Source organism: Acinetobacter lwoffii, assembly GCF_024129355.1.
Classification (GTDB): Bacteria; Pseudomonadota; Gammaproteobacteria; order Pseudomonadales; family Moraxellaceae; genus Acinetobacter; species Acinetobacter lwoffii_I.
The window spans coordinates 14889-39349 of sequence record NZ_JAMXXP010000025.1 but is presented as its reverse complement, the minus strand read 5'-3'; the positions used below and the strand labels follow the sequence as shown (position 1 = coordinate 39349).

22 protein-coding genes and 1 riboswitch are annotated in these 24461 nt (G+C 46.3%); of the genes, 14 read left to right on the top strand and 8 right to left on the bottom strand.

All coding sequences use genetic code 11. From position 1 onward, the window contains the following. Positions 1 to 86: 86 nt before the first annotated feature. Positions 87 to 1448 (bottom strand): multidrug efflux outer membrane protein AbuO, encoded by a 1362-nt coding sequence (gene abuO / locus NI468_RS11745; RefSeq protein ID WP_253102054.1) that lies wholly within the window; start codon positions 1446 to 1448, stop codon positions 87 to 89. Positions 1449 to 1739: 291 nt separating this feature from the next. Between abuO and NI468_RS11740 the strand changes: the two genes are divergently transcribed. The 7 genes from NI468_RS11740 (at position 1740) to NI468_RS11710 (ending at position 8496) form a co-directional block, all read left to right on the top strand. Continuing rightward, on the top strand, positions 1740 to 2771 hold the full coding sequence (locus tag NI468_RS11740) for a hypothetical protein (protein ID WP_253102051.1): 1032 nt from the start codon (positions 1740 to 1742) through the stop codon (positions 2769 to 2771). A 108-nt stretch (positions 2772 to 2879) separates the two neighbouring features. Beyond that, a riboswitch (TPP riboswitch) is annotated at positions 2880 to 3012 on the top strand. Positions 3013 to 3100: 88 nt separating this feature from the next. Then, complete coding sequence (gene thiC / locus NI468_RS11735; protein WP_253102048.1) at positions 3101 to 4996, top strand: phosphomethylpyrimidine synthase ThiC; 1896 nt, start codon at positions 3101 to 3103, stop codon at positions 4994 to 4996. A gap of 76 nt (positions 4997 to 5072) precedes the next feature. Further along, positions 5073 to 5708 carry an NUDIX domain-containing protein gene (locus NI468_RS11730; protein ID WP_180180654.1) on the top strand — a complete coding sequence of 212 codons (636 nt, stop codon included), beginning with the start codon at positions 5073 to 5075 and terminating at the stop codon, positions 5706 to 5708. Next, positions 5705 to 6517: a metallophosphoesterase gene (locus NI468_RS11725; protein ID WP_004281073.1), complete on the top strand. Its 813-nt coding sequence runs from the start codon at positions 5705 to 5707 to the stop codon at positions 6515 to 6517. Before NI468_RS11730 ends, NI468_RS11725 begins: the two co-directional genes overlap by 4 nt. 210 nt (positions 6518 to 6727) lie before the next feature. Continuing rightward, complete coding sequence (dksA, locus tag NI468_RS11720) at positions 6728 to 7255, top strand: RNA polymerase-binding protein DksA (protein ID WP_004281072.1); 528 nt, start codon at positions 6728 to 6730, stop codon at positions 7253 to 7255. Positions 7256 to 7257: 2 nt separating this feature from the next. After that, positions 7258 to 8178: a tRNA glutamyl-Q(34) synthetase GluQRS gene (gluQRS, locus tag NI468_RS11715; protein ID WP_004281071.1), complete on the top strand. Its 921-nt coding sequence runs from the start codon at positions 7258 to 7260 to the stop codon at positions 8176 to 8178. A 57-nt stretch (positions 8179 to 8235) separates the two neighbouring features. Beyond that, positions 8236 to 8496 carry a zinc ribbon domain-containing protein gene (locus NI468_RS11710; protein WP_004281070.1) on the top strand — a complete coding sequence of 87 codons (261 nt, stop codon included), beginning with the start codon at positions 8236 to 8238 and terminating at the stop codon, positions 8494 to 8496. On the opposite strand, the gene ftsW is transcribed toward NI468_RS11710, so the two are convergent. The 5 genes from ftsW to NI468_RS11685 all read right to left on the bottom strand — a co-directional run bounded on the left by ftsW (position 8485) and on the right by NI468_RS11685 (position 13634). After that, positions 8485 to 9681: a putative lipid II flippase FtsW gene (gene ftsW / locus NI468_RS11705; RefSeq protein WP_004281069.1), complete on the bottom strand. Its 1197-nt coding sequence runs from the start codon at positions 9679 to 9681 to the stop codon at positions 8485 to 8487. The two genes, NI468_RS11710 and ftsW, sit on opposite strands and share 12 nt — an antisense overlap. Positions 9682 to 9701: 20 nt before the next feature. Beyond that, complete coding sequence (gene murD / locus NI468_RS11700) at positions 9702 to 11048, bottom strand: UDP-N-acetylmuramoyl-L-alanine--D-glutamate ligase (RefSeq protein WP_071851145.1); 1347 nt, start codon at positions 11046 to 11048, stop codon at positions 9702 to 9704. Between the two features lie 161 nt (positions 11049 to 11209). Then, positions 11210 to 11461 (bottom strand): DUF6587 family protein, encoded by a 252-nt coding sequence (locus NI468_RS11695; protein WP_004281067.1) that lies wholly within the window; start codon positions 11459 to 11461, stop codon positions 11210 to 11212. 59 nt (positions 11462 to 11520) lie between these two features. Then, on the bottom strand, positions 11521 to 13377 hold the full coding sequence (gene feoB, locus NI468_RS11690) for a ferrous iron transporter B (RefSeq protein ID WP_180037288.1): 1857 nt from the start codon (positions 13375 to 13377) through the stop codon (positions 11521 to 11523). Further along, positions 13374 to 13634 (bottom strand): FeoA family protein, encoded by a 261-nt coding sequence (locus tag NI468_RS11685; RefSeq protein ID WP_004281065.1) that lies wholly within the window; start codon positions 13632 to 13634, stop codon positions 13374 to 13376. Before NI468_RS11685 ends, feoB begins: the two co-directional genes overlap by 4 nt. Positions 13635 to 13808: 174 nt before the next feature. Between NI468_RS11685 and xerD the strand changes: the two genes are divergently transcribed. The 4 genes from xerD to thrC all read left to right on the top strand — a co-directional run bounded on the left by xerD (position 13809) and on the right by thrC (position 18266). Continuing rightward, on the top strand, positions 13809 to 14726 hold the full coding sequence (xerD, locus tag NI468_RS11680; RefSeq protein ID WP_253102044.1) for a site-specific tyrosine recombinase XerD: 918 nt from the start codon (positions 13809 to 13811) through the stop codon (positions 14724 to 14726). 99 nt (positions 14727 to 14825) lie between these two features. After that, the gene (locus NI468_RS11675; protein ID WP_253102041.1) at positions 14826 to 15635 is read left to right on the top strand and encodes a DsbC family protein; all 810 of its coding nucleotides are present in this window, start codon (positions 14826 to 14828) and stop codon (positions 15633 to 15635) included. A gap of 127 nt (positions 15636 to 15762) precedes the next feature. Continuing rightward, on the top strand, positions 15763 to 17070 hold the full coding sequence (locus NI468_RS11670; RefSeq protein ID WP_253102038.1) for a homoserine dehydrogenase: 1308 nt from the start codon (positions 15763 to 15765) through the stop codon (positions 17068 to 17070). Between the two features lie 56 nt (positions 17071 to 17126). Further along, entirely contained in the window at positions 17127 to 18266 is a 1140-nt protein-coding gene (gene thrC / locus NI468_RS11665; RefSeq protein ID WP_005248423.1) for a threonine synthase, read from the top strand. Between the two features lie 59 nt (positions 18267 to 18325). On the opposite strand, the gene NI468_RS11660 is transcribed toward thrC, so the two are convergent. Next, entirely contained in the window at positions 18326 to 19387 is a 1062-nt protein-coding gene (locus NI468_RS11660) for a serine hydrolase (RefSeq protein WP_005249689.1), read from the bottom strand. A 219-nt stretch (positions 19388 to 19606) separates the two neighbouring features. Between NI468_RS11660 and gacA the strand changes: the two genes are divergently transcribed. Genes gacA through NI468_RS11645 form a run of 3 tightly spaced genes read left to right on the top strand, consistent with a single transcriptional unit; the run spans position 19607 to position 23269 of the window. After that, the gene (gene gacA / locus NI468_RS11655) at positions 19607 to 20242 is read left to right on the top strand and encodes a response regulator transcription factor GacA (RefSeq protein WP_005108454.1); all 636 of its coding nucleotides are present in this window, start codon (positions 19607 to 19609) and stop codon (positions 20240 to 20242) included. A 22-nt stretch (positions 20243 to 20264) separates the two neighbouring features. Further along, complete coding sequence (locus NI468_RS11650; RefSeq protein ID WP_253102035.1) at positions 20265 to 21830, top strand: sensor histidine kinase; 1566 nt, start codon at positions 20265 to 20267, stop codon at positions 21828 to 21830. Positions 21831 to 21844: 14 nt separating this feature from the next. After that, complete coding sequence (locus NI468_RS11645) at positions 21845 to 23269, top strand: sigma-54-dependent transcriptional regulator (RefSeq protein ID WP_253102032.1); 1425 nt, start codon at positions 21845 to 21847, stop codon at positions 23267 to 23269. On the opposite strand, the gene NI468_RS11640 is transcribed toward NI468_RS11645, so the two are convergent. Further along, positions 23270 to 24442 carry a S41 family peptidase gene (locus tag NI468_RS11640; protein ID WP_253102030.1) on the bottom strand — a complete coding sequence of 391 codons (1173 nt, stop codon included), beginning with the start codon at positions 24440 to 24442 and terminating at the stop codon, positions 23270 to 23272. Positions 24443 to 24461: the final 19 nt, after the last annotated feature.

The following is a 24461-nucleotide window of genomic DNA, read 5'->3' as shown; positions in this document are numbered from 1 at the left end:
GCTACTCCTGAACGATAGAGGACAATGATCAATAATAAATCATATTAAAGCATATCTATGATGAAAGTTTGATGACAATAGTAGCCTCATAGAGGCTGAGGCGAATCATATTCAATCAGCCAGGCATTCAGCTCTGCCAGTTCCTTTTCGGTTAACCGCCCGACCGAGGCCTGCAATTGCAGCACATGCAACAGATAATCATATTTGGCATTCAAATAATCGGTCTTGGCAGAAAAGGCATTACGCTGTGCCAGCAACACATCGACCATGGTTTTTAAGCCTTCCTGATATTGGGCTCTGGACGCTTGTGAGACAATTTCCGAAGAGTCCATCGCGGCTTTACGTGCATTCAGTTTGGCCTGATCGGTTTCTACCTGCATAAAGGACTGTTTCACATCGGTATTGGCTTTACGGATGGCCGCATCCAGTTGCGCTTCACTTTTTTGCACATTGACACCGGCCTGACGGATACTTTTTTGCGTGCGTCCACCGCTAAATACATTCCAGTTCACCTCCACCCCAATCTGGTCGAAATCTCCATTGCTGGACATGATCGTAGCCGGACTTTGCTTTAAATAGCCATAGGTTCCGACCGCTTCGACCTGCGGATAGAGCGCAGCCTGTTCGACCCGTTTGGCATCTTCAGAATAGCGCTTTTGCAGACGCGCTTGCAGAATATTCAGATTTTGGCTTTGTGCTAATTCGGTCCAGGACTGCATATCACTTGGAACCGGTTTCTGGAACTGGAAATCGTTGCGTAATACCGCCAGATTTTCCTGATAAGGGCCGATTAAATGTGCCAGCTGTTCTTGGGCCAGTACCAGCTGAACTTGAGTCGAAATCCGGTTGGCTTGGGCACTTTGATACTGGGCATTGGCTTCACTGACCTCACTACGCGCCACCAAACCTTCTTTCAGCTTAGCATTCATCATGCGTAACTGTTCAGACAGCGCCTGCTCTTCCTGTAAATAAGCCGTAGTCAAAGACTGCTGCCGCAACACATTAAAATAGGCTTCGGCCACCTGTAAAATATGCTGCTGTTTTTGCAGACGCAGATTGACTTCACTGAGTTCGACCGAGGTCTTGACCTGCTTATAACCTTGCCAGGCATCCCAGCGAAATAAAGGTTGGCGTGCGGTTAAGGCCACCTGACGGCTGGTTGTACTGGAACTTTGCAACTCACCAAATTCAGCAGGCAAACCTTCAGACTCTGAGTTGTTGACGGACTGGTTTTTACGGGTCACATTTCCAGATAAAGTCACGGTCGGCAGCAAATTTCCGCTGGCAATCCCCAGATTGAGCTGATCAGATTGGTACTGCAACACATTCGCCTGCCAATTTGGATCATTTTGCTGGGCGCGTGCATACGCTTCTTGTAAATCCAGGGCAAAAATCGCCGGACTAATTAATAGCAATAAACCGGCCATGACACTGAGTTTTAATTTCATTTTATAGTGTTAACCCCTAACAGCCATTCAGATCAAAAAATGCTGGCGCTTTAAGCTAAGCCATACTAAAGAGATCTCTTCGATTTTTACGTATGATTTTTATTAACTTTTTAATATAACTATCGGGTTTTATCCACGATTAATTCAATTTTCAAGACCTCTGCCTGCAATGTAACAAAGCAATTCACAATACTAAACATAGTATTTTAATTTGATCTATACAATATACCTCCCAGTAAGGCCGTTATTTTCTGAATTCACCTATATACAGAGTCCTGAAGCATAGTGTTAATGCCATTCCCGTCGATATTCAAAGCCTGTTTGATTGCTGGTAGCGTGCTGCTTCTTGGGGGCTGCCAACAGCCCTCAGATCCACAGATCCAGGTCGAACAGACTGAGGCAAAGCAAACGCAAAGTCCAGTCAATGACTTTAGCCTCATGTGCCAGAATATTGAAAAAAATATGTCCCAGATTAATGACCAGCGCACGACGTTTGCGCTGGAGCAGATTAATCAGGATCTTAAAGTATGCCTGCCGTTGATGGACTTGGCGGAGCAGAAGCACCTGATGCAGCGCTCTACCGAAATGTATCAGCGCTTTTTAAAGGTGGATCGCACCGAGTTCCAGCAACGCGCCTTTGAGCAGTATGCACTGGAAATGGCCCAGCATCCGACCATTCAGCATGCGCATTTTCAACAGCTCACCTCACGTGACCAGTATCTGTTAAAACACAAGGGGCAGGCTTATGTAGAACTGCTGGATCTGGGGGATGGCACTTTACATTATCGCCGCAGTCCGGAATATCTGGCGCGTATTTTTGCCCCTTATTTACCGGCCGCTGAAAAAGCCTTTATTGAAAATCTGGCGGAACAGAATATGGAACCGGTGCTGGTGGAAAAACGCCTGCAGATTGAAGCCGCTGATATTGCAGCCCGCAGCCTGCTTTGGGAAGATTATCTCAAGACTTATCCGAATAGCAGTTATAAACGCGATGCCGAATATCTGCTGAAGCAATATACCTATTTCCTGTTTAGAGGTACCGAGCAATCCCCGGTGTCTGAAGATTATCACGATCGTTATGCTGTGGATACCAGTCATCTGGAAACTATTATTGGGCTGTCGAGTGGTCAGAAATCAACGCTGTCCACACAGGCACGCCTGTTTCTGGAATTTCTGGACATGACTCCGGAACAGCGCCAGCAAGCCTTGCCTGCCGATTATAGAAACCGCTCGGAAGCAGAACAGATTCTGTACTATGCCCAGATCAGTCCACCTTCACAAAAATACGATAAGGACTGCTTTACCGATGCCATCTGTATCTAGTTGGGATCAGTTTCACCTTCAATCAGTAGGACCATGTCTAAATCAAGCCTCGCTTAAAGTTGAGCGATTTAGACCTGTCTATTCTGCCTAAACTGAGCTAAGCTTTAGCCTCGCTTGACGGAGCGCGAGTAATGCCTCGCTGAGATCATGTGATTCCTTTTATCGTTATCAGGAATTGAGCATGAGTACCGTTGAACCTGATCAGGTTAATACCTGCGTAGGAATCAAGCCAGCTAAAAACCCAGCCCTTGCTTTATCCGTTCAGGATAAATCTGCCTACGTTTTTGGTCGTGCTTGATTCGTTGATGTCATTCATAAGGATCATAGCCATGAACCAGTTAACGAATCTTTCTTCTGAAACTTCTCTCTCCGCTCATGAACAGGAAGCCCGCGATTTAACGCGAATTCTGCCAGCCTCACGTAAAGTCTATCTGCAAGGTTCCCATCCTGATATTCAGGTACCCATGCGGGAAATTTCCTTAAGTGAAACCCCGACCAGTCTGGGTGGCGAACATAATCCACCTTTGATGGTCTATGATACGTCTGGTGTTTATACTGACCCCAATGTGACGATTGACCTGAACAAAGGTCTGCCGAATATTCGTGAAAGCTGGATTGAACAGCGCAACGATAGCGAAATTCTGGATCAGCTCAGTTCTGAATTTGGTCGCCAGCGTTTACGCGATATCCGCACAGCCGCGATCCGTTTCGCGCATATCCAAAAACCACGTAAAGCCAAACGCGGCCGCAACATCACCCAGATGCATTATGCCAAGCAAGGCATCATCACCCCGGAAATGGAATATATCGCCATTCGTGAAAACCTGCGTCAACTCGATGGTGTCGATATGCGCCAGCATCCGGGCCAGAATTTTGGTGCAAAAAACCTGACTGAAATTACGCCAGAATTTGTGCGTCAGGAAGTCGCCGCCGGCCGCGCGATTATTCCGGCCAATATCAATCATCCGGAACTGGAACCGATGATCATCGGGCGTAATTTTCTGGTCAAAATCAATGCCAATATTGGTAATTCTGCACTCGGTTCAAGTATCGAAGAAGAAGTCTCGAAAATGACCTGGGCGACACGTTGGGGCGCAGATACCATTATGGACCTCTCGACCGGCCAGAATATTCATGAAACCCGTGAATGGATTATCCGCAACTCTCCTGTACCAATTGGAACCGTACCGATCTATCAGGCACTGGAAAAAGTCAATGGTGTGGCCGAAGACCTGACCTGGGAGATCTTTAAAGACACCCTGATTGAACAGGCTGAACAAGGTGTGGACTATTTCACCATTCATGCCGGCGTGCTTTTAAGATATGTACCGCTGACTGCCAACCGTTTGACCGGTATCGTCTCTCGTGGCGGTTCGATCATGGCGCAGTGGTGTCTGGCACATCATCAGGAAAACTTCTTGTATACCCATTTCGATGAAATCTGCGAGATCATGAAAGCCTACGATGTGTCTTTCAGTCTTGGCGATGGTCTGCGTCCCGGCTGTGTACAGGATGCCAATGACGAAGCGCAATTTGCCGAACTTCGAACTTTGGGTGAGCTGACCCACCGTGCCTGGGAGCATGATGTTCAGGTGATGATCGAAGGTCCGGGGCATGTCCCGATGCATATGATCAAGGAAAATATGGACCTGCAACTGGAAGTCTGTAAGGAAGCACCCTTTTATACCTTGGGGCCTTTAACCACGGATATTGCACCGGGTTATGACCACATTACTTCAGCCATCGGCGCTGCGATGATTGGCTGGTACGGTACCGCAATGCTGTGTTATGTCACACCTAAAGAGCATCTCGGTTTACCCAATAAAAAGGATGTCAAAGACGGCATTATTACCTACAAGATTGCCGCGCATGCAGCCGATCTGGCCAAAGGTCATCCGGGTGCACAAGCGCGGGATAATGCCCTGTCCAAAGCCCGTTTTGAGTTCCGCTGGGAAGACCAGTTTAACTTGAGTCTGGATCCGGACACGGCGCGCAGCATGCATGATGAAACCATGCCGAAAGCGGCGCATAAATCTGCGCACTTTTGTTCCATGTGCGGACCGAAGTTCTGTTCAATGAAGATTAGCCAGAATGTTCGTGATTATGCCAGTCAACAGGCTAATCCTGATCAGCCAGCAAGCTCTCAGGCCGAAATTGAAGCGGGTATGGATCAGATGAAAGCCAGCTTCCACAAATCTGGTCAAAATTTATACCACAAACTATAAAACTGTAAAAAAAACAGTTGTCTTCAAAAAAAACTCAGATAGGATGAAAATAAATCAATTCATTCTATCTGAGCATATGAATATTATTAAACAGGCCTCTTATAATAAAAAAGACTTTAGCGTAGAGGCACGTGAGTTCTTGTACCGGGGATTTATTCAGGTAGAACAAGTCAGCCTGAAACACCGTTTATTTAATCAGGAAAGCTCAACCCCTGTTTTGCAACGTGAGCTGATTCACCGGCCAGAAGCAGCGGGTGTGCTGATGTACAACCATCAACAGCAGAAATTCGGCCTGATTGAACAGTTCCGGATTGGTGGACTGGACGATATCGATTCTCCTTGGCAACTCGAAGTGATTGCTGGCGTTCTGGATGGCAATGAAGCGCCTGAAGCGTGCATCCGCCGCGAGGCACTTGAAGAATCAGGCTGTACCCTGGATGAGCTACAGCACATTTTCAGCTTCTATCCTTCCGCCGGAGCATGTTCCGAATTATTTCATTTATATGTGGCCCAGACCGAATTACCTGAACAGGGTGGTGTTTTTGGCATGCCGGATGAAGGGGAAAATATCCAGCTGCATATTCTGGATTATGCCGATATTCCGTTCTTGCTCACGAATGGTCGCTTAAGAAATGCGCCTGTCATTATGGCCTTGCAATGGTTGCAACAACATATTCATACTGCAGGAATATGTCTAAGGGGAAAGACATGAGTTTTCAGCAGTCAAGCATAAACACACAGCCAGATTGGACCATTATCCAGATTTCTGATACCCATTTGATGGATCGGGAAGAGCTGGAATTTGCCCGGATGAATCCCGAGCAGAGTTTTCACGAGGTGATGCAGCAGATCCAACAGCGCTTTCCCCAAATGGATGCACTGATTCATACCGGTGATCTGGCACAGGTGCCGGTCGAGCAGACTTATCAACGCTATTTAGCATTTGTCCAGTCTTTAAACGTGCCGTATTATCAGATTCCAGGTAACCATGACGATTCTCGGGTGTTCCCTTTTCACCAGCATGCGAATCAGGTACATGCCATTCATTTTGGCACCTGGACCATGATCCTGTTAAATAGTGCCGTTCAAGGCAAGATCGATGGCTGGGTGGAACAAGCTCAACTCGATCAATTGGACCAATTATTGCTTGAATTTAAGCATCAGCATGTCATTGTCGCTTGCCATCATCATCCTTTTGCGATGAAATCGTACTGGATTGATCAGCACCGGCTGAAAAATGCTGAAGATTTAAAAGATGTACTGGCTCGGCATCATAATATCAAGCTGGTTCTGTTTGGTCATGTGCATCAGGATTCCTGCAACGAATGGCATGGCATCTACTTTTTATCCACGCCATCGACCAGTGTGCAGTTTAAACCTAAAAGTGAAGATTTCGCGCTAGATCAGGCGGCACCAGGTTATCGTGTATTACATTTGCAACAAAATGGTGAGTTTGATACCTATATTGAACGGGTGGCATTGAGCCAGCAAAATATTAATACCGAAATTTCAGGTTATTAACTTTTCAATTTGTTTTTTTTGCATTACTTTATTGCAACCAAAGGAAATGTGATATGCATAGTCCAGACATCAAAGACTATCAATAAGCATAAAAAGTCTATATGATGACGGCCCCCATAGGAGGATAATCTTTCTACAGGGTGGATAAAAAACTGCATATCACCATATTTTTTGCGTAGCAATCATACGCATAGATGAGGAATGCCCTAAATGGCGAATGACAACCAAAATCAAGTCTTAGACAATCAAACTGATGTTGTAGAAGAGAAAGCTGCAAAGCGCGTACGCAAATCTAAGCCTAAAACGACTGACGGTGGTTCTACTGCTAGCTTATTTGGTATTGAACCTTATCAACCTAAAAAAAATGAAGAATACATGTCTGAAGGTCAGCTTCAGCATTTCCGCCAAATCTTGCTGGCTTGGAAAGCTGAGTTGATGTCAGAAGTGGATCGTACCCTGAATACGATGCAAGACGAAAATACTGCTCTTCCAGATGTGAATGACCGTGCGACTCAGGAAGAAGAGTTTGCGATTGAGTTACGTACCCGTGACCGTGAACGTAAACTGATTCGTAAAATCGAACAGTCGATCGAAGCAATCCAGAATGATGACTATGGTTTCTGTGAAACTTGTGGTATCGAGATTGGCTTGCGTCGTTTAGAAGCACGTCCAACGGCTACTTTATGTATTGACTGCAAAACCCTTGCAGAGATCAAAGAGAAGCAAAATAACGGTTAAGTATGTCTGTAAATAATCCTCCCCTAACCCCTCCTTTAAAAAAGGAGGGGGACAACAGGATGGCTTATGTGGGCCGGTTCGCGCCATCGCCAACCGGCCCTTTGCATTTTGGCTCCCTCATTACCGCAGTTGCCAGTTACTGCGATGCCAAAGCCAATCAAGGCACATGGCTGGTCCGGATTGAAGACACCGATATTCCCCGCATTTATCCCGGCAGCGAAGAGCATATCCTGCGTGCCATGGATGCCTTTCAGCTTGAACCTGATGCCGAAATCATTTTCCAGAAAGACCGTTTAGATATTTACGAAGACGTCATCCAGCAATTACGTCAGCAAGACCTAGTCTATGCCTGTCAATGTACCCGTAAAATGCTCGGTTCCAACCATATCTATCAGGATACCTGCCGCAACTTGGGTCTGGCTTTTGAGCATCAGGCCATCCGTTTAAAAGTTGAAGATGTTGAAATCTGTTTTGAAGACCGGCTGCAAGGTCAGCACTGTTCAGAACTGAAAAAAGATCTGGGCGATTTTGTCTTAAAACGTCGTGACGGCATTATGAATTACCAGCTGGCTGTAGTAGTCGATGACTATCTGCAAGGTATGACTCATGCGGTACGTGGAGCTGATCTTTTAGATAATACCGAACGGCAAATCTATCTGGGACAGTTACTCGGTTATCCGCGTCTGAGCTATATGCATCTACCGCTGGCAATGAATGATCAGGGGCAAAAACTGTCAAAACAGAATCTGGCCCAAGCACTGGATTTAACTCAGGCACCCCAATTATTAAAACAGGCACTTCAGGCTTTGCATCAGGCTGAAGTTGATTTGGACACTCCCGATCGGATGCTGCAACAGGCGGTAGTACAATGGGACATTGAGCGGATTCCACATACAACTGAGCTACAAGGTCACTATTTATAAAAACAGCTTTTCACTTAAGCTAGACTTCTAGAATGAAAAATTGATAGGAAGAAGAGTATGTTTTTTATTTTTGGCGTCGGCCCTAAAACCAAAACCATTGAGAAAAGCCAGTTTCTGTGTCCGGTCTGCCGTACTCGTTCGGGCTATGAGCTAAAACAGCAGCGTAATTATTTTTCTTTATTTTTTATACCCTTGATTCCACTTTCCAAGCCTAAATCTGCTTTTGTGACCTGTTCCAATTGTGGAACCGCAATGCCGAGCACGGTACTGGACCATGCTCAGCCAGAGCCAGGACGAAACTCCAATCTAGAAGCTTGATTCTTCGCGGCTTGGATTGACCTGACGCGTGGTCGAATCAATTTTCAGAATCAGACTGATCATGACCGCACAGATAATCAGGGATGAACCGCCATAACTAATAAATGGCAAGGTCAAACCCTTGGTCGGCAACATGCCCATATTCATACCGGCATTCACCAGAATCTGTAACAGGAAAATGATACTGATGCCATAAGCCAGATAGCCGGCACGCAAATATTGATGCTGCAAGGCGCGGTGTCCAATGCGGATACAGCAAACCAGCATGGTGAAGGACAAGATCAGGATGGTTGAAATGCCTAAAAAGCCAAATTCTTCACCCAAAATTGCCAGCATGAAATCGGTATGCGCCTCAGGCAAATAAGACATTTTCTGGATACTATGCCCCAAGCCTACCCCTGCCCATTCCCCACGGCCAAAGGCCATAAGGGCATTAGAGAGCTGATAACCGGTGCCTAAGGGATCTTCCCAAGGATTCGAAAAAGACAGCAGACGTTGCAGACGATACGGTTCCAACAGAATCGCGGCAGCAAATGCGCCGACCAAGGTCATAAAAGCCACACCGAACTGAATCCACGGCGCACCCGCCAGAAAGAACACGCCAAGCATGGTTAAGGTAATTACCACGGTTGCACCCAAGTCAGGCTCGAGAATAATCAAACCGACGGTAGCACCCATGATGGCACTTAAACGGACCAGACCCTTGATATTATTCCGTACTTCTTCCGCACGGCGCACCACGTAGTCTGCAGTAAAAATTGCCATCATCACTTTGGCGACTTCCGAAGCCTGTAAGGTAAAGCCTGCGATCCGAATCCAGCGTTTGGAACCATTGACTTCCGTCCCGACAAATAGCACGGCCACCAAAAGTACGATGGTAATAATCCACAAAAAGAAAGTGTTATTAAACCAGACTTTTAAGGGGATTTTATAAGCCAGAAAAGCTGCTACGGCAGCGACAAAAATCGAAATCCCATGTCGGCTAATATAGTGAAACGGATTTTCATGCATACGTTCTGCATAGGGCATCGAGGCCGATGCCACCATGATCGAACCAATGCAGAGCAAAGCCAACACACAGAAAATCAATACATTCCGTGGATTCACTTCAGCAGGTATTCTAGGTATCCACTGCGTATAAAATTGATTTAATTTATTGATCGTAGTCTGAGCAAACCCAGCCATATCACGAATCCTTGTTATTCTTAATTGAGTTCATTCACATACGCAACAAACTTGCGACCACGCTCAGGATAACCCGAGAACATATCAAAACTTGCGCATGCAGGAGACAATAGCACGACATCATGGGTCTGAGTGTGCTTTTGGCAGATTTCTACCGCCTGCTGCAGGCTGTCCGCATGGATCAGTTCTGTCGTGCCCGCAATCGCTGCTTCAATGATGGGACGATCTTCACCGATCAATACCGCTACTTTGGCATATTTAGCGAGTGATTCCCGTAAAGCTTTAAAATCCTGGCCCTTACCTTGTCCACCAAGAATAATCGCAACCTTACCGCCTTGGGCTTCAATCGCCATGCCCAGACCGTCCAGTGCCGCCAAGGTTGCGCCGATATTGGTACCTTTGGAGTCGTTATAATAGCGTACGCCCTGTACTTCCTTGACGAATTCACAGCGATGTTCCAGACCTTTAAACGTCTTCAAGGTATTCAACATACTGTCCAGTGGCAGACCAATCGCCTCACCCAGCGCCAGACAGGCCAAGGCATTGGCAACATTATGCGTGCCCTGCATATACATCTCGGTACTTTTCAGCAGACGCTCACGACCACGCGCCAGCCAGATACTGCCATCAGTATCCTTGAGAATACCGTACTGGTTCATATCCGGTGCATTTAGACCAAAGCTTTGCATCGGTGTTACGTCTGGCACCAGAGGACGGGTCAAAGAGTCATCACGGTTATAGACGACTTTTTTCACACCTTGGAAAATCCGGTGTTTCGCCGTGTGATAACCCATCATATCGCCATGACGATCCAGATGATCTTCACTCATGTTCAACACCACCGCGACTTCAGCTGCCAGATTTGAGGTGGTTTCCAGCTGAAAACTGGACAGCTCGAGTATATACAGCTCAGGATCGTCTTTAGTCAGGTCTAGCGCAGGACGGCCTAAGTTACCACCGACAGCGACTTTTTTACCTGCATCTGCTGCCATTAAACCAATCAAGGTAGTCACGGTACTTTTGGCATTAGAACCGGTAATCGCCACAATAGGCTTATCCGTAGCACGGCGTAAAATCTGGATTTCACTGACCACCGGAATACCCTTGTTAATCGCTGCCTGAATTTCAGGAAGTTTAGGATCAAGCCCCGGGCTGATCACGATTTCTTCTGCAGACAGCAACAGCTCGGCATCAAACTGACCAAAACTGGTCTGAACCTCAGCGGGTATCTGGTCATGTCCGGGCGGGTTAGCTCTAGAATCCGTTACTGCAACGCGGTAGCCCTGACTATGCAAGAAATTGACTGCTGCAACACCTGATATTCCGAGTCCTGCAACGACTTTTAACCCACCACGTTGTATTAACATTTTCGCCCCATATTTTGGTCTATTTTGAAACTGTCGAAATGGTAGCACTTTGCTGTTTTGAATGCCTTTTCTGATTGGCCTTTCTGCACATTTTTTTTGTGTCCATGCGTAAAAAACCGTCATGATCATGACGGTTTTTAAAATTCAGCCAGAAAAGGAAATTATTTCCATTTCACCGCTTGTTGGGCTGGCTTTTCTTCTGAACTTTTTTCTGAAACCGGACAGGCACAGTTGCCACCACAGCCTGCAGCCATACCCGGTTGCAGCCATTTGGCCAGACGCTGCCAGCCCTTGGCTGCACAGGCATCAGACAGCTTCTGGAAGACTGAGTTAGAGGTGTTCGGAAACACCTTTTTGAATACTACCAGCATGCTCCAAAGCACCAGTGCTGTCACAATTAGAATTTCAATCATCTCAATCTCCCATACATATACAATGCAGCAAATTCAATTGGCCAAGGCCAAGCTGAGATTTAGCCCAAATAATATGAAGCAATTTGATAAGTCAGGAATGACATGAAATATGCCAGACCAAACAGGTAAACAGTCATGATACTGACGGTTTTCCAGGAACCGGTTTCACGTTTAACCGTTGCCAGAGTCGCTAGACAATGTGGTGCATAAATAAACCACACCAGCAAAGACAAACCTGTCGCAACTGACCAGCCCAGATCACCTCCACCGCTGATCAGCGCAGCCAGACCTTCAGACATCGCATCTTCATCAACTGCCGACATCGCATAGACTGTGCCCAGTGCTGCAACGACCACTTCACGCGCTGCCATCGCCGGAATCAGGGCAATACAGATCTGCCAGTTAAAACCGAGGGGTGCAAAGATCGGTTGCATCAGATGACCGAGCATCCCTGCCAATGAATAATCAATGGCCGGCAGGGTTGCGCCTTCTGGTGGCTGCGGGAACGTACACAGGAACCACAGCACAATCGATAAGGCGAAGATGATGCCGCCGACACGTTTCAAGAAGATTTTGCCGCGATCCAATAAGCCGATCCAAACGTTCTTCAAGTCCGGAAAACGGTAGCTTGGCAGTTCCATCAGCAGCATGTGCTGTGATTTATCTTTGTGGAAGAATTTCAACACAAAAGACACCAGCAAGGCACTTACGATACCTGCCATATAAAGACCGAAGAGCACCAGACCTTGCAGATTCAGGAAACCCCAGACGGTTTGTGCCGGTACAAATGCCGCAATCAGCAAGGCATAAACTGGCAAGCGTGCCGAACAGGTCATTAAAGGTGCAACGAAAATCGTGGTTAAACGATCTCGTGGATCACTAATGGTCCGCGAAGCCATAATTCCGGGAATGGCACAGGCAAAGCTGGACAATAACGGAATAAAGGCACGTCCTGATAAACCAGCTTTAAACATCAGCTTATCTAATAGAAAAGCAGCACGCGGTAAATAACCTGATTCTTCGAGTACCAGAATAAAGAAGAACAGAATCAGAATCTGCGGCAGGAACACCACCACGCCACCGGCACCGGCAATAATCCCGTCCACCACCAGACTGTTCAGTAATGGGTGCGAAATATATTCGCCGAGGAACTCACCCAGCCAGCCAAAGAAGGATTCAATCCCATCCATAAACGGCGCAGCCCAGGCAAATACCGCCTGGAAAATCACGAACATCATCACGGCCAGACTAATTAAGCCCAATACCGGATGCAGAAAAATCTTGTCAAGAAAATCTGTACGTTTATCTTCCTGATCGACGAAATTAACCACGTCATTCAGAATGTTTTCCACGCGCTGATGACTGTCACCTTTCAAGCCGCTGAGTTCGGTCTGTGGTACAGAATACTTGCCTTGATCCAGCGCATTTTTCAGGTTTTCAATCCCTGAATTGCGCACAGCCACCGTTTCTACCACAGGTACGCCCAGTCGCTCAGACAGCTTCTGGGTATTGATCTGCATGCCACGACGGCGTGCTTCATCCATCATGTTCAGCACAACCAGCACCGGACGACCCAGTGCAATCATTTCCAGCACCAGACCCAGATGCAATTTTAGATTGGTGGCATCTACCACACATAAAAATGCATCCTGCTCCTGCTCTTCCGCAATTTTACCTTGTACGACGTTGCGGGTGATTTCTTCATCCGGACTGGTTGCATCCAGACTATAGGTTCCCGGCAAATCCAGTACCCGTACCGCTTTGCCTGAGGCAAGCTGAAACGTACCGACTTTACGTTCAACCGTCACACCCGCATAGTTACCGACTTTTTGGCGCGTTCCGGTTAAATGGTTGAATAATGAAGTTTTACCGCAGTTAGGGTTACCGACAAGGGCAATACGTAATGTATCACTCATGCCGACACCGCCTGTTCGATTTCAATTTTGGCTGCTTCTGATTTACGCAAAGCAAAACGTGTGAATCCAACTTGAATCAAAATGGGATCTCCACCAAAAATACCTTTAGTAATGACCTGTACCTTTGTACCTGGTACAAAGCCTAAAGTTTCCAAACGACTCGCGACGACATCGTGTAGAGCACTTTCACCATCAGTTGTTCGACTCACTTTTCGAATGATGGCAATTTGTTTTGCTTTTAAATCAGACAAACGCACCGTGAAATTCCTAAACTATTTTGTACAGTATACAAACAAATGAGAATAATTAACAAATAAGATTAATTACATTTCGATTTAGCCTTATACCACATCGACACTGTCATAAAATTAAACTACAGTGGAGAATACCAATCCCGATTATCGCTTTTTCAGATCAGATCCTTTCACCCTATGCTGAATAAAAAACCCCGTATTCCTGCCCCTGTCCAGATTCCTGATGCGTTCAGTTATTTACAGGGTTTTCGTGATTATCTGATTGCGCAAACGGTCAGCCCGCATACCCGCAATGCCTATTTGTCCGATCTGGTGCAATGTGCAGAATGCCTGAGCAAGCCTCTACCGGAATGGAATCATGATGATATTTCTGATGTACTGATTGCGCTGACCAAACAGCAAAAAAGTCCACGTTCGATTGCCCGCTGCCTATCTGCCTTGCGCTCATTTTATAAATTTCTGCGTGAGCAGAAACTTCGTAGTGACAATCCGGTGGCTGCACATAAAACCCCGAAACTGGGCCGGGCCTTACCCAAAGATCTCTCCGAAGCTGATGTCGAAGCCCTGATTCATGCTCCGGATATCAACACGGCATTAGGACTGCGTGATCGAGCCATGTTCGAAGTGCTGTATGCCTGCGGACTCCGGGTGACCGAACTGATTAACTTACGTCTGGAACTGATCAACTTAAAACAGGGCTATTTACGTATCGTCGGTAAGGGCAATAAAGAACGCCTGGTTCCGATGGGACAAATGGCTTGTGAATGGGTAGAAAAATATCTGAACGAAGCCCGTCCGCAACTGTATAAGACTTCGACCGATTATCTGTTTCTGACCCAGCATGGCGGCATCATGAGCCGACAGAATTTCTGGTATGCGATTAAGCGTTATGCGCTGCAGGCCGGCATTCAGTCCGAACTGTCACCGCATACCTTACGTCATGCCTTTGCGACACATTTACTCAATCATGGCGCAGACTTACGCGTAGTGCAGATGTTGCTCGGGCATAGTGATCTGTCTACCACCCAGATTTATACCCATGTGGCACAGGTACGGATGCAACAGCTGCATGCCACCCATCATCCACGGGCTTGAATCAGATCCGGACGGAATAAACTGAGAAGTTTGACGTGTGGGTATTTTTTTTTGTTATGCTAATGCTCTGTTTTTAATCCAAGAAGAAAAGGGTTTTTTATGACATTTGCCCGCTCAAAAATTTTTATGGCTTGCATACTTGCTGCTGGTTTGGGTCTGACTGCGTGTTCCAATTCCACTAACAACGATAAAAAGCAAGAGTTGACTGCGAGCGCACCGGCGACGGGCGAAGCCTCTACCCTGACCGAACGCAATGCAGAACAGCGTCTGGCGTCTACGTTGGAAAAGCATTTCAAAACCGCTGGCATTAGTGCCAAAATTACCGATATTAAAGCCACTGAAGTGCCAAACCTGTACTGGGTGAGTCTGGAAGGCATGTCTGCGGTGTATGTCACCAGCGATGGTAAATACCTGATTCAGGGCGATGTGATCCGTCTCGGCGACAAACAGCTGCACAATGTCAGCGAGAACCTGCAGGCAGGCATCAACAATAAACTCTTTGCTGAACTCAAGCCAGCAGACTTGCTGGTCTATCCAGCCAAGGGCAAAGCCAAGCATGTGGTCTATGTATTTACCGATGTCAGCTGTCCATATTGCCATAAATTCCATGAACAAATGGATGAGATGAATGCCAAAGGCATTGAAGTCCGTTATATCGCCTGGCCGCGTGGTGAACAGCATATGCCAGCCATGGAAGCGATCTGGTGCAGTGCCGACCGCCGTAGTGCCTTTGACCAAGCGATTTCAGGCGCACAGATTAGTGCAGAGAAATGTGAAAATCCTGTTCAAGATCAATATCAAATGGGTCTGAATATGGGCGTGAATGGCACCCCTGCCATTTATAATTCAGAAGGTACTTATCTGGGCGGTTACCTGTCTACATCGGAATTATTGAATCGGCTTAAATAACTCATTTTAATACGTTATTTAACTTTATTTTATAGATAAAGATATTCTGAAATGACCCTAGAGTCAGGCGGGTTTTTTAGCTATGATCTAGGCTCTTGTAAAAAACTGTTTATATTTGGAGTGTGACGTGAAACCAGTTCGTCTGGCAATCCTCGGTCTTGGTACTGTAGGTGGTGGTGCCTTGAAACTATTAAAAGAAAATGCTGCTGAGATCAAACGTCGCACCGGTCGTGAAATTGAAATTACCCATGTAGGCACCCGTCGTCCACGTCCTGATCTGGATCTGCCAGAATCGGTCAAACAAAGTGCCGACTTGATGGACATCGTACGTCAACCTGATGTAGACGTCGTGGTGGAAGTCATGGGCGGAATTCATCCTGCTTTTGAAATTATTATGGAAGCCATGGAACATGGCAAACATATTGTAACGGCCAACAAAGCACTCTTGGCTGAACACGGCAACGAACTGTTTAAAGCGGCTGAAGACAATGCCGTACAGATTGCCTATGAAGCCGCAGTGGCTGGTGGCATTCCAATTATTAAAGTGATTCGTGAAGGTCTGGCAGCCAACAAGATTGAATGGCTGGCCGGTATTATTAACGGTACGGGTAACTTCATTCTCAGTGAAATGCGTGAAAAAGGCCGTGCTTTTGAAGATGTGCTGAAAGAGGCTCAAGAACTGGGTTATGCTGAAGCTGATCCGACCTTTGATGTGGAAGGTATTGATGCTGCGCACAAGCTCACCATTCTGGCCTCATGTGCCTTTGGTATTCCGCTACAGTTTGACAAAGTCTTTACTGAAGGCATTGGCAAAGTCACTGCACAAGACGTGAAATATGCCGAAGACCTCGGTTTCCGGATTAAACACCTGGGTATTGCACGCCGTACCGATGCCGGGATTGAACTCCGTGTACACCCGACCCTGATTCCAGATGACCAGCTGATTGCCAATGTTAACGGCGTGAAAAATGCGGTTCTGGTACAAGCGAATGCGGTTGGCCCAACACTGTACTATGGTGCTGGCGCGGGTGCGGGACCAACGGCTTCTGCGGTTGTTGCCGATGTGGTTGATATTGTCCGTGACATTATTTACACAGAAGACGGCGCAGGCACCATTCCGCAACTGGCTTTTGAAGCGCTCAGTGATTTACCGATCTTGAGTCGTGAACAAATGACCACCGGCTATTACATCCGTATTAATGCCGAAGATCAGATGGGCGTGCTTGCCGATGTGACCACGATTCTCAGTCGTGCCGGCATCAGTATTGATGCGATCATGCAGCAACCACGTTTATCCAAAGACCTTATTCCTATCGTGATTCTGACTGATCCTATCGTCGAATCAAAAATGGATGCAGCGCTTTCACAAATTCAAGCATTACCCGTCATTCATGGCGAAATTGTACGAATTCGTTTAGAATCGCTTGATAATTAATCGGGTTGAGGGGAGCATTCCCCTTGCCAAGCTCTACACACAATTGGAACATCATCATGTCGAATGCCAATCGTTATACTGGTTTAGTTGACCGCTATCGCGACCGTTTACCAGTGTCTGCAACTACTCGTGCGATCTCTTTGGGTGAAGGTAATACTCCACTGATCAAGCTTGAGAATATTCCACGCATTATTGGTAAAGATGTTGAAATTTATGTGAAGTACGAGGGCTTAAACCCGACTGGTTCATTTAAAGACCGCGGTATGACTATGGCGGTGACCAAAGCCGTTGAAGAAGGCTCTAAAGCCATCATCTGCGCATCTACTGGTAACACCTCTGCGGCGGCGGCGGCATATGCTGCGCGTGCTGGCATCAAAGCATTCGTGCTCATCCCTGAAGGCAAAATTGCCATGGGTAAAATGGCTCAAGCGATGATGTATGGTGCGATCACCATGCAAATTCGCGGTAACTTCGATGACGGTATGCGTCTGGTTAAAGAAGTTGCCGATCAGGCACCGGTAACGATTGTAAACTCAATCAACCCATACCGCCTGCAAGGTCAAAAAACCATTGCTTATGAAATCGTTGAAGCTTTAGGTCGTGCACCGGATTATCACTGCCTGCCTGTAGGTAACGCGGGTAACATCACTGCACACTGGATGGGTTATACCGAAGCGGTGGCTAACCAGTCGAAAGAAGAATTTGAGCAAGTCGTTTACGATGCTGAAACTGATGCTTTCACTGGTCCTAAACCGGCAGGTTTGCCAATCATGGCAGGTTACCAAGCCTCTGGTGCTGCACCGTTCCTTCGTGGCGGTCCAGTAGAAAACCCGGAAACTGTTGCAACTGCGATTCGTATCGGCAATCCGCAAAGCTTCAATCATGCTAAAGCGGTTGTTCGTGATTCAAACGGCTGGTTTGATGAACTGACTGATGCGGAAATTCTTGAAGCTCAACGTCTGCTTTCTATGTATGAAGGTGTATTCGTAGAGCCTGCGTCTGCTGCGTCTGTCGGCGGTGCGATCCGTGATATTAAAGCGGGTAAAATTGCTGAAGGTTCAGTGATCGTATGTACCGTAACGGGTAACGGTCTGAAAGATCCAGACACTGCCATCAAGCAATGTGCTGATGCTGTGATGCTGTCGATTGATGCGACCATGACTCAAGTTAAAGACTCTATTCTGTCGAATATGTAATTTCGGCCAGAATTAAAAAAACCCTGCAAGTGCAGGGTTTTTTTTTATGAACCAATCAATTAGATTCGTTTAGGTTGCTGGCTAACCCAACTCATTAAACGGGTCGCATCATTGGTACGCGCCTGTGAGCTGTTTGCACCTAAAAGTACCACTGCCACAGGACGGTTATTCAGAGTGGTGTGCATCACCACACAGCGCCCTGCTTCATTAATAAAACCGGTTTTAGAAATATTGATATTCCATCCGCCATTACGTACCAAGGCATTGGTATTATTCGATTTCAATACACGATAACCCAAGTTAAAGTCATAGCTTGGCGTGGTCGAGAACTGACGAATCAGGCCGTATTGAGAGGCCGTATTTACCAAGATTCCCAAGTCACGAGCTGATGCCACGTTACCCGGATGCAAACCTGTTGATTCCATAAAGCGAGTGGAGTTCATTCCCAGCTCTTTAGCTTTTGCATTCATTTTGGCAATAAACGCTGATCGACCACCGGGATAGGTCCGTGCCAAAGCGGCTGCAGCCGGATTCTCGGACTTCATCAGAGCAAACAGTAAAGCTTCAGCACGGTTCATGCTGTCCCCTGCTCTTAAAGTCGAGCTTGAGCTTTTACAGCCTGAACAGGAAAAATCAGCCTGTTGCAGGGTGATTTTTTCCGACATATTCAGACGTGCATCAGAAATCACCACCGCTGTCATCAGCTTGGTAATCGATGCAATCGGATAGGCAGTATTGGTATTTTTGCTAAACAGCACTTCACCGGTTTGCGCATCCATGACCAGTGCAGCCCGTGCATTGACAGAAGGTTGATTACTAAAATGATTGGTATCAATAATCTGCGGCGCAGTATAAGCAGGTTTGATTACTGCTGGCGCTGCTGTGCCGGCCTGACGCAAAGTGGTGGTCACTGTTGCAGACCCGGGTGGCGAAGGCTCATTGGCTGACGCATTAAAATCATCGCTCATTAACTGGTTAACTTCTTCAGAAGACCAACTAATGCTGGAACCGCCCTCTGCCGTGCCAGAATTCATAATGATTTCAGCAAAACTTGTCGTGCTCATGCTGATTAACACGGACAGGCCGAGTAGATGCCTTAAAGACTTGTTTATTTTCTTCACTATTCCTTCACTCAACTAACAGAGGTAAGATTGATTTGCGTATTACCTCTAATATGCCTTACATTTAAACACAATGCCGAACATTTTTTGTTCTTGACACTGTGTGATAAGTTTCAGATTTAATCTTGCGAATAGGATTGCTAATTTTGTACTTTCATTGCAAGCTTATTTTGCTTTATGTAACAAAAAAATGATTTTTTTAACAGAGGGAGAGCGTAGGTGATCACAGTTTTAGTTGTGGACGACCATGAATTAGTTCGTACTGGAATTTGCAGAATGCTAGAAGACCATGCGGAGGTTCAGGTAATTGGACAAGCTGAATCTGGTGAAGAAGCGATCTCTCTGGTTCGTCAACATCATCCTAATGTAGTTTTGTTAGATGTAAATATGCCGGGCATTGGCGGCGTAGAAACCACGCGCCGTCTACTTCAGAGTGCGCCGGAAACCAAAGTTCTAGCGGTCAGCGGTCTGGCAGAAGAGCCTTATCCGTCCCTGTTATTGAAAGCCGGTGCCAAAGGTTATATCACCAAAGGGGCCCCGATTTCGGAAATGGTCCGTGCGATTAACAAAGTCATGCAAGGCGGCAAATATTTCAGTGCAGACATTGCGGAACAGTTAGCAAGCTCTTACCTTTCTGATACACAACAATCGCCTTTTGATGCATTGTCAGAACGTGAAATGCAAGTCGCGATGATGGTCGTGAATTGTATCAGCGCTCAGGAAATTGCCGACAAGCTCTTTGTGAGTGTTAAAACCGTGAATACTTATCGTTACCGTATTTTTGAAAAACTGAATATCGATAGCGATGTTAAACTGACTCATCTGGCCATGCGCTATGGACTCATTAAACCTTAGCTTTTAACGATTTCCGGTGCATATGGCACAACAAAAAAACTATGCTGAACTGAATCAATACCATCTCGGTATCTGGTACAGCGCTTATCGTCTGCTGATCAGCACCGGTTTGTTACTGATTTTTCTGCTGACCTACCCCGAACTCACCACCGATTATCAATACCCGCAGCTGTATTATTATGCACTGGGAATCGGGGTTGCGATCAATACCGTACAGCTGTTTGTGCTGAAATGGATCAGACGCCTGATCCAGCCGCAGCTGATTATGATTTTCTTTAGCGATGTCTGCGTTTTAAGTTTGCTGACTTTGGCGAGCGACGGTCCTAATCTGCAAATTGGGCTGCTGTTTGTGATTACTATCTTTTCTGCATCTTTATTATTAGATGCAAAAAAGGCCTTGGTCGTCACCCTCATTGCAGTCATTAGTGTTATTTATCAGCATTTTATCGGCAGTATTTTTGCGTTTTCTTCACTCAGCAATATCAGTAATAGCGCCCTGCTGGCCTTTTTGTTTTTTGTGGTTTATGGCACTGGACAAATTGCCGTGCGCCGTTTTCAGATTCTGGAAAATTTGAATTTTTCTCAATCGCTGGAACTGCATCGCTTACAGAATATTAACCGCTATATTCTGGAACAGATTGAAACCGGTTATCTGGTTCTGGATGAAAACTATCATGTGGTACTCAGTAATCCTGCCGCCTGTAATCTTCTTGGAATTGAGTCCAAATACGGCCATGAGAAATTTACTTTATCTCAATCACAGCCAGATTTATTTGAACTGATCCATTTTGAAACGCTAGAAAATGGTGAGCGCTTTCAGTTTGAATCCCATCAAAGTCGCTATAATATTCATGTGCAGGTGCAAAAACTGATTGTGCCGCATCAGACTCTAATGCTACTGGTGTTACAGGATGCCAAAAAACTGAATCAGCAGGTGCAGCAACTTAAACTTGCTGCACTGGGTCAACTCTCAGCCAGTATTGCCCATGAAATTCGTAACCCCTTGGCGGCCATTGTGCAGGCCAATGATTTGTATCTGGACTCAGAAACTGAACAGCAACAGCTACTCCAGCAGATGATTGGCCGACAGGCGACCCGGATTGACCGGATTATTCAGGACACGCTGAATATGGTCAAAAATAAAGAAACCCACCCGATACCGATTCATCTCAATGAATTTATCCCGTTATTTATCCAGGAAGATCTGGCCGATATTCGCGATCAGATTCAATTTAATATTGATATCCCGCTAGTGATTCAGTTTGATGAAGCACAATTCCGGCAAATCCTGATTAATCTGATTCGTAATGCCATTCGTCACAATTCAGCAGATGCAGCCTATATTCAGCTGAATGTGCATCCTTATGAACATCGGGTCTGGATTGATGTACGGGATTTTGGCTCTGGCGTAGCCGTACATGATCAGGCCTTATTGTTTAAACCCTTTTTTAGCACATCGATTAGTGGTACCGGATTAGGATTGTATTTATCACATAGTTTTTGCGAAGCAAATCAGGCACAATTAAACTATATACAACAAGAACAGGGCGCATGCTTTCGCATCAGCTGTCAACGTATTACGCTTTAAAGGGGTCAAGGAAGATGAATGGGGAACAACAACCACTGGTGCTCTTGGTGGATGATGAGGAAGATTTATGTACCCTCATGCAAATGTCATTGCTGCGCATGGGAATTCGCACGCACATTGCCCATCGTTTGGAAGACGCTAAAAAATGCCTTGCCAATCATCAATATGATGCCTGTCTGACCGACCTAAACCTTCCCGATGGCAATGGTTTGGAGTTACTGGACTGGATTGGCAATCTTTACCCGGCACTTCCAGTCGCGGTTCTGACCGCCTATGGCAACATGGAAATCGCCATTGCTGCGCTCAAAGCCGGGGCCTTTGATTTTGTCAGTAAACCGATTAATCAGAAACATCTGGAACAGCTCTTACAAAAAGCCCTGAATAAACCGGTGGATTATTCGCATAATAATCCGAATGATGCGCTCGAACATAAAATGCTGATTGGACAATCCATGCCAATTCAGCAATTACGCATTACCTTACAAAAAATTGCCCGCTCACAAGCCCCGGTTTTTATCACTGGTGAATCAGGCACAGGTAAGGAAGTCGTGGCCAATCTGGTCCATCGCCTGAGTAACCGCAATGAAGGTCCTTTTATTGCGATTAACTGTGGCGCCATTCCGACTGAGTTGATGGAAAGCGAACTGTTTGGGCATAAGAAAGGCAGCTTTACCGGCGCTGCTCAGGACAAACAGGGACTGATTCAATCTGCCCATGGTGGCAGTCTGTTTCTGGATGAAATTGCAGAATTACCGCTTTCTATGCAGGTCAAATTGTTACGTGCCGTACAGGAAAAACGTATTCGTCCACTCGGTTCGGATACCGAAATTGATGTGGATTTCCGTGTGATCAGTGCCACGCATCAGGATCTGGAAGCCTTGGTGCAACAAGGCAAATTCCGTCAGGATTTATATTTCCGTATTCATGTAATGGATCTGACTTTACCGCCATTACGTGAACGCGGTCAGGATATTCTGCTATTGGCCGAACATTTCATTCAGAAGATTTGCCAGGAATGGGGCATTCCCAATAAAAAACTGACCGAACGTAGCAAAGATTTCTTATTGGGACAATATTATCCAGGTAATGTGCGTGAATTGCGTAATATTATGGAACGCGCAATTACTTTAAGTGATGAAGAGCGGATTGATCTTCAGCATTTGCAGAGTGCACCGCTGCGTCAGGCGCTAAACAGCCCTCAGGAGATGAATACGCTCACCAGCGAGATCATTGCGACCGAAACCCTGATTGCACCTAAAAAGCTGCCTGAAGAGGGTTTAGAGCTGTTTTTGGAAAAGGTCGAGAAAGAAATTTTACTCAATGCGCTGAATCTGACCCACTGGAACCGGACACTGGCCGCCAAAAAACTCGGCATGTCGTTCCGTTCCCTGCGCTATCGCTTGAAAAAGTTCGGACTGGATACCGAAGAAGATGAATAATTATTTTTGCAGGAGCAGTAAATCTGTAACATGTTCCAGATAGCTCTCCTCACGCATTTCCTGCTTAAACGGATAGTTGAAATGCGGCTGTATGCCCCGCCCTTCAATCATCTGGCCACTTGGGCTAAAGTATTGCGATACCGTCATCTGTAAAGCCGAACCATTGCTTAAAGGAAAAAGTTTCTGTACTACGCCTTTGCCATAGCTCTTTTCTCCGACCACCCAGGCACGGTTATGTTCTTTCAGGGCTGCAGTAAACACTTCTGCTGCAGAAGCAGAGCGGTTGTTAATCAGCACCCCAACTTTCAGATTCTGGAACTCAAAACTCGGCAAGGCCTGAAATTGCTGGTTGCCTTCAGCACGGCTTTTGGTCGATACAATCACGCCCTGATTCAAAAATAAATCGGCAGATTCAACTGCGGCCGAGAGTAAGCCACCGGGATTATTGCGTAAATCAAATAGCACGGCTTTTAGGCGCTTGTCGGCATAACTTTCAATCAGGCGCTTGATTTCATTGGCAGTATCTTGCTGAAAAACCTTGACCTGCAATACCAGTACCTGATTATTGTGCAGGCTCGATTTAATTTCAGTATCCAGTTTGGTATTGCGGACCAGACGAACGGCCGGACTTTGCGGGGAGAGCTGAATCATGAGCGTAGAGCCAACGGCTCCGCTCAATAACTGCCGGACTTGTTCCTGATTCAGGCTACTTAATACCTGATCGTCAATTTTATAAACAGTGACGCCATTACGCAGTCCCTGCTTGGCTGAATCTGCATCGGCATTCAAGCCCTGAACCACCCATTGCTTCATCCGCGGGTCAAATTGCAGATCAAAATCAATGCTGGCCAGATCACCTTCGGTATATTCACGCAGCTGCTTATAATCTTCAGGCGACAAATAGCGGGAATAGCGGTCTAAACCACTGACCAGCCCCTGAATGGCCTGTTGAAACAAGGCATCGTCATTTTTATCTTGAATATAATTGTCTTTCACAATGCCATAAATTTGTACGAATTCCTGAATGGATGCCACAGGAATTTCAGAATAGACCTGCCCATCCATTTCCATATCATCGAATGCGGGCTCATTTGGACCCGCACCCCAAGCTGAATGACTCAAACACATCAGTAAGCATGGTATTACAACAGACTTCCAGCGTGTTCTTGCCATTCTTTGACCTTTTTAGAAT

Coding starts and splice junctions, on each gene's coding strand:
- abuO (WP_253102054.1), bottom strand. CDS start 1,448: ATGAAATTAAAACTCAGTGTCATGGCCGGTTTATTGCTATTAATTAGT.
- NI468_RS11740 (WP_253102051.1), top strand. CDS start 1,740: ATGCCATTCCCGTCGATATTCAAAGCCTGTTTGATTGCTGGTAGCGTG.
- thiC (WP_253102048.1), top strand. CDS start 3,101: ATGAACCAGTTAACGAATCTTTCTTCTGAAACTTCTCTCTCCGCTCAT.
- NI468_RS11730 (WP_180180654.1), top strand. CDS start 5,073: ATGAATATTATTAAACAGGCCTCTTATAATAAAAAAGACTTTAGCGTA.
- NI468_RS11725 (WP_004281073.1), top strand. CDS start 5,705: ATGAGTTTTCAGCAGTCAAGCATAAACACACAGCCAGATTGGACCATT.
- dksA (WP_004281072.1), top strand. CDS start 6,728: ATGGCGAATGACAACCAAAATCAAGTCTTAGACAATCAAACTGATGTT.
- gluQRS (WP_004281071.1), top strand. CDS start 7,258: ATGTCTGTAAATAATCCTCCCCTAACCCCTCCTTTAAAAAAGGAGGGG.
- NI468_RS11710 (WP_004281070.1), top strand. CDS start 8,236: ATGTTTTTTATTTTTGGCGTCGGCCCTAAAACCAAAACCATTGAGAAA.
- ftsW (WP_004281069.1), bottom strand. CDS start 9,681: ATGGCTGGGTTTGCTCAGACTACGATCAATAAATTAAATCAATTTTAT.
- murD (WP_071851145.1), bottom strand. CDS start 11,048: ATGTTAATACAACGTGGTGGGTTAAAAGTCGTTGCAGGACTCGGAATA.
- NI468_RS11695 (WP_004281067.1), bottom strand. CDS start 11,461: ATGATTGAAATTCTAATTGTGACAGCACTGGTGCTTTGGAGCATGCTG.
- feoB (WP_180037288.1), bottom strand. CDS start 13,377: ATGAGTGATACATTACGTATTGCCCTTGTCGGTAACCCTAACTGCGGT.
- xerD (WP_253102044.1), top strand. CDS start 13,809: ATGCTGAATAAAAAACCCCGTATTCCTGCCCCTGTCCAGATTCCTGAT.
- NI468_RS11675 (WP_253102041.1), top strand. CDS start 14,826: ATGACATTTGCCCGCTCAAAAATTTTTATGGCTTGCATACTTGCTGCT.
- thrC (WP_005248423.1), top strand. CDS start 17,127: ATGTCGAATGCCAATCGTTATACTGGTTTAGTTGACCGCTATCGCGAC.
- NI468_RS11650 (WP_253102035.1), top strand. CDS start 20,265: ATGGCACAACAAAAAAACTATGCTGAACTGAATCAATACCATCTCGGT.
- NI468_RS11645 (WP_253102032.1), top strand. CDS start 21,845: ATGAATGGGGAACAACAACCACTGGTGCTCTTGGTGGATGATGAGGAA.
- NI468_RS11640 (WP_253102030.1), bottom strand. CDS start 24,442: ATGGCAAGAACACGCTGGAAGTCTGTTGTAATACCATGCTTACTGATG.